The organism is Streptomyces lycii (genome assembly GCF_009735685.1).
GTDB classification, from domain to species: Bacteria; Actinomycetota; Actinomycetes; order Streptomycetales; family Streptomycetaceae; genus Streptomyces; species Streptomyces lycii.
The window spans coordinates 1-4852 of record NZ_WHPN01000417.1; the positions used below are offsets into that span (position 1 = coordinate 1).

The window sequence follows — 4852 nt, forward strand, 5'->3', positions numbered from 1 at the left end:
CCGGCCGAGTGCGCCGGCACTGCCGTGCCCGCGCGCCGGCCGGGGCCCGGCGCCCCCGCTATTCCGTCGCGATGGCGTTCAGGACGTTCATCCGGCCCGCGCGGAACGCCGGGACCAGGGCCGCCATCAGGCCGACGACCGCCGAACCGAAGAACACTCCGGTGATGGTCGGCCACGGGATCTCCAGTACGCCCAGCCCCTCCAGAGCGAGGAGTTGCTGGGCCGTGGCGCCCCAGCCCATGCCCAGGCCGAGGCCGAGCAGCGCGCCGAAGAGCGCGATGACGACCGACTCCAGCCGGATCATGCGGCGCAGCTGGCGGCGGGAGAGGCCGATGGCGCGCATCAGGCCGATCTCGCGGGTGCGTTCGACGACCGACAGGGCGAGGGTGTTCACCACGCCGAGGACCGCGACGATGATCGCGAGGGCGAGCAGGCCGTAGACCATGTTGAGCAGCTGGCCGATCTGGTCCTCCAGGGTCTCCTTGTAGTCGGCCTGGTCGCGGACCTTGTACTGCGGGAACTCCTCGAGCCGGTCCTTGACCGCCGTGTACGCCGCGTCCGCGTCCCCGGCCGCCTTGGCGAACATGATCTGGTTCAGCGGCATCCTGTCGGCCGGCAGATGGGCGCCGACCGTCGCGGTGTTGACGTACATGGCGCCCGCGTCGACCGCCGAGCCGTCCGAGGTGATCGCCGCGACCTTCAGTTTTGCGGACTCGCCGCCGACGAAGGCCACGGGCAGTTCGTCGCCGAGCGCGATGCCGTGGTCCTCGGCGAACTTCTCGCCGACCGACATGGCGTTCTCGCCGTAGGCGGCCGAGAGCCGGCCCGCGACGGTCTCCTGGCGCAGGTCCTGGGCGTACGTCGGCTCGGCGGCGGTCAGCGCGGTCTTCTGCTTCTCGCCGTCGGGGAGGCTCAGGGTGACGTTGACGACCTTGTAGTCGGTGACGTGTTCGAGCCGGCCGGACTTCTCCAGGTCCGCGAGGGCCTGCTCCGCGCCCTTGCTGATGGGCTGGCCGGTGTCGGACTGGACGATGAAGTCCGCGCCGACGGTCCTGTCGAGTTCGTCGGTGGCCGAGGCCACCATCGAGGAGCCGACCACCGACAGCGAGGCGACCAGCGCCAGGCCGATCATCAGCGCGGCAGCCGTGGCACCGGTACGGCGCGGGTTGCGCAGCGCGTTGCGCTCGGCCATCCGCCCGACCGGGCCGAACAGCCGCAGCACGACGATGCTCAGCACCCGTACCACCAGCCCGGCGAGCAGCGGGCCGACGATCACGAAACCGATCAGGGTCAGCACGACGCCGAGGCCGAGGAACGCCGAGCCGTCGGCCGCCTTCTCGGCCGCCGAGGCCGCGAACAGGGCGGCGGCCCCGGCGCCGGTCAGCAGCAGCCCGATCACGGCCCGGACGGTGCCCGCGCGGCCGTCGGCCGGGGTGCCCGCGTCGCGCAGTGCCGCCATCGGCGAGACCCGGCCGGCCCGGCGCGCCGGCAGATACGCGGAGATCACGGTGACGACGACACCGATCGCGAAACCGATGGCCGGGGTGGTCGCCTTGACCGTCAGCTCGGAGGTGTTGAGGTTCATGCCCGCGAGGCTCATCAGCTCCATCAGGCCGATGGCGAGACCGATGCCCGCGCCGATGCCGAGGACCGAGCCGACGACGCCGAGCATCAGCGCCTCGACCAGCACGGACCGGTTGACCTGCTTGCGGCTGGAGCCGATGGCCCGCATCAGGCCGAGTTCGCGGGTGCGCTGGGCGACCAGCATCGAGAAGGTGTTGACGATCAGGAAGATGCCGACGAGGACGGCGATCCCGGCGAAGCCGAGGAGGGCGTACTTCATGACGTCGAGGAAGGAGCCGAGTTCGTCGGCGGCGCTGTCCGCCTCCTCCGACTTGGTCCTGACCTCGAAGCCGCCGCCCAGCTCGGCCGTGACGGACTGCTTCAGCTGCTTCTCGGTGACACCGTCGGCGGCGATCAGCTGTACGGAGCTGACGGCGTCCGCGTCGTCCAGCAGCCGCTGCTGCGCGGTCTCGTGGTCGAAGAAGACGAGCGCGGCACCGGGGTTGGTGGTGGTGAACTTCGCGATGCCGCTGATCTTCGCCTCGGTGGTGGCGACGAAGGAGATCACCTTGACCGTGTCGCCGGCCTCGAGGCCCTGCTTGTCGGCGGTGTCGGCGTCCACGAGGACCTCGGTGGGGCCGCGCGGCGCGTGCCCGGAGACCAGCTCCATCGAGCCCTGCTCGCCCTTGTCCCAGTCGCCCGCGATGGTGGGGGCGCCGGTGCTCGGGCTGATGTTCTCGCCCTTGTCGTTGACGAGGGTGACCCGCTCGTCGTAGACGTCCGAGTAGGCGGACTCCGCGCCCTTCACCCCGGCGAGCCGGTCGACCAGGTCCTCGGGGAGGGTGTCCGGCCTGCCGGTCTCCTGGGCGTCGTCGTCCTTCTTCGGCGTCACGGTGACATCGGCCGAGCTGCTCGCGAACAGCTTGTCGAACGTGGTCGTCATGGTGTCGGTGAAGACGAGCGTGCCGCACACGAACGCCACCGACAGCATGACCGCGACGGCCGACAGCGCCATCCGCCCCTTGTGCGCGAAGAAGTTGCGCATCGAGGTCTTGACGACGGTCATGACGCCCTCCCGGAGACCGCAGGGGCCTCACCGGAGAGCGACAGCATCCGGTCCAGCACCTTCTCGGAGGTCGGGTTCGCCATGTCGTCGACGATCCGGCCGTCCGCGAGATACAGCGCGCGGTCCGCGTAGGCGGCGGCGACCGGGTCGTGCGTGACCATCACGATGGTCTGGCCCAGCTCGTCCACCGAGCGCCGCAGGAAGCCCAGCACCTCGGCGCCGGACCGCGAGTCCAGGTTGCCCGTCGGCTCGTCCCCGAAGATGATCTCCGGCCGGGCGGCGAGCGCGCGGGCCACGGCGACACGCTGCTGCTGGCCGCCGGACAGCTCGGTCGGCCGGTGCTTGAGACGGTCCGCCAGTCCCACGGTCTCCACGACCCGGTCCAGCCACGGCTTGTCGGGCTTGCGGCCCGCGATGTCCATGGGGAGCGTGATGTTCTCCAGGGCGTTCAGGGTGGGCAGCAGGTTGAACGCCTGAAAGATGAAACCGACCCGGTCCCGGCGCAGCCGCGTCAGCTTCTTGTCCTTCAGGCCGGTGATCTCGGTCTCGTCGAGGAAGATCTGCCCCGACGTGACGGTGTCCAGCCCGGCCAGGCAGTGCATCAGCGTCGACTTGCCCGAACCGGACGGGCCCATGATGGCGGTGAACCGCCCGCGTTCGATGTCCGCGTCGACGTTGTCCAGCGCCAGCACCCGGGTCTCCCCGGTGCCGTACGCCTTGACGACCTGGCGTGCCCTGGCGGCGACGGCCGTCCGACCTCCACTGCCCCCGGTCCTGGGAATCGATACAGCCGTAGTCACGGTATGTCTCCTATGTTGGGTTTCGAAAGTCCGCCGGCGCGAAGGTGGTCGAGCACGCACCGCGGAGTGGAACCAGCGTCCCCGAACGCCGGGCCCGCCACGATGGGGAACGGCGCCGTCCTGGGGTGGGGCAGGCCCCACCCCCCTTGGTCCGGCCGGCCCCTCGCTGCGCGTCTTCGGACGTGCGCTCTCAGCCTAGGGAGAGCGGACCGCGCGAATCGTCCTCCGCCGGTACGAACCGGGGGGTGCCCCGAAGTACGGATGTCCCCCTAGGGGTCTCATCCTCCGGCGTGAGGGGCCCGGTGCCGCACGGGCACGGCGAAGGGCCCGTACCGGGGCACGTCCCCACGCGCGGTGCGTCGGGAGGTGCCCGGTACGGGCCCTTCGGGAAGACGGAGGAGCGGTCAGTGCGGCCGGGTCAGAGCAGTCCGTCCCACATCTGCTCCAGCAGCACCGACCACCAGTTCTCCGGCGACGACAGGCACGCCGGGTCCAGCGCCGCGAGCTGCGCCTGGAAGTCGACCGTCCAGCGTCCGGCCTGGTCCGGTGTCAGGCCGTAGCGCAGCCGCCACATCCGCCCGAGCAGCGCCATGCAGCGGACGAACTCCGGCAGCCCGCTGTTGACGAACTGCGGCACCGCGGGCTGCCCGCCCGGGCCGGCCTCCAGCGGTACGGCCACGATGTTCGCCGTGCCGTACTGCACGCACAGCTGACGGCCGAAGTCGCTGCCCATCACCAGATACGAACCCGCGTCCGAGGCGGGCTGCACGCCCCGCTCGGCCGCCAGCTCCGCCAGCGTCGGCACCGGGTGGCCCGGCTGCGCCTGCGCCCAGAAGAACGGGCCGAAGTCGACCGGCAGTCCCGCCCAAACGAGGGTCTGCGCGACCACGTCCGGCACGCCCTGCCGGGACACCGCTCGCTGGTCGAACCGGAACAGACCCTGCGGGCCGAACGCCTGAGCCAGCTCGTGCGCCAGCCCCTCCGGCGGGACCGGCGGGGCCTGCTGCACCTGGCTCGGGTGCGGCAGCGGCACCCGGTTCGGCGCGGGCCGCGCCGGGCCGTCGGCGACCTGGTGCAGCTCGCCCTGGTGCTCGATCAGATGCCGTACGCCCTGCTGGCGGGTCGCGTGGTCGCGGCCGTACGCGGCGGTGCTGCTGATCCGCACCTGCGGCCAGGTCTCCGCGACCATCCGGGCGCAGTAGCCGCCCGGCAGGTCGCAGGACTCCAGTTCGGTGTGCAGCTCCAGCACCTGCTGCGGCGGCACGTTCATGGCGCGCAGCTCGTGCAGGATCTGCCACTCCGGGTGCGGCGTGCCGTACGCGGAGCGGCGGATGATCTGCTGCTCGGAGCCGTCCTGCGCGCGGTAGCGCAGCACCGCCATGTAGCCGGGGCCGACCATCGGCGGGCCGCCGGGGGACTGCGG

General features: G+C 71.5%; 3 protein-coding genes. All 3 read right to left on the reverse strand.

Features of this window, described 5'->3' with window-relative positions:
• Nucleotides 1-58: 58 nt before the first annotated feature.
• Nucleotides 59-2629: an ABC transporter permease gene (locus GCU69_RS29675; protein WP_098752287.1), complete on the reverse strand. Its 2571-nt coding sequence runs from the start codon at nt 2627-2629 to the stop codon at nt 59-61.
• Nucleotides 2626-3429 carry an ABC transporter ATP-binding protein gene (locus tag GCU69_RS29680; protein ID WP_098752288.1) on the reverse strand — a complete coding sequence of 268 codons (804 nt, stop codon included), beginning with the start codon at nt 3427-3429 and terminating at the stop codon, nt 2626-2628. Before GCU69_RS29680 ends, GCU69_RS29675 begins: the two co-directional genes overlap by 4 nt.
• A gap of 418 nt (nt 3430-3847) precedes the next feature.
• A partial coding sequence (locus tag GCU69_RS29685; protein WP_235978789.1) for an SUKH-4 family immunity protein occupies nt 3848-4852 on the reverse strand: 1005 nt, incomplete at its 5' end.

What these genes read in the sequence shown, in the direction of transcription:
- GCU69_RS29675 (WP_098752287.1), bottom strand. Translation starts at nt 2,629, where the DNA reads ATGACCGTCGTCAAGACCTCGATGCGCAACTTCTTCGCGCACAAGGGG.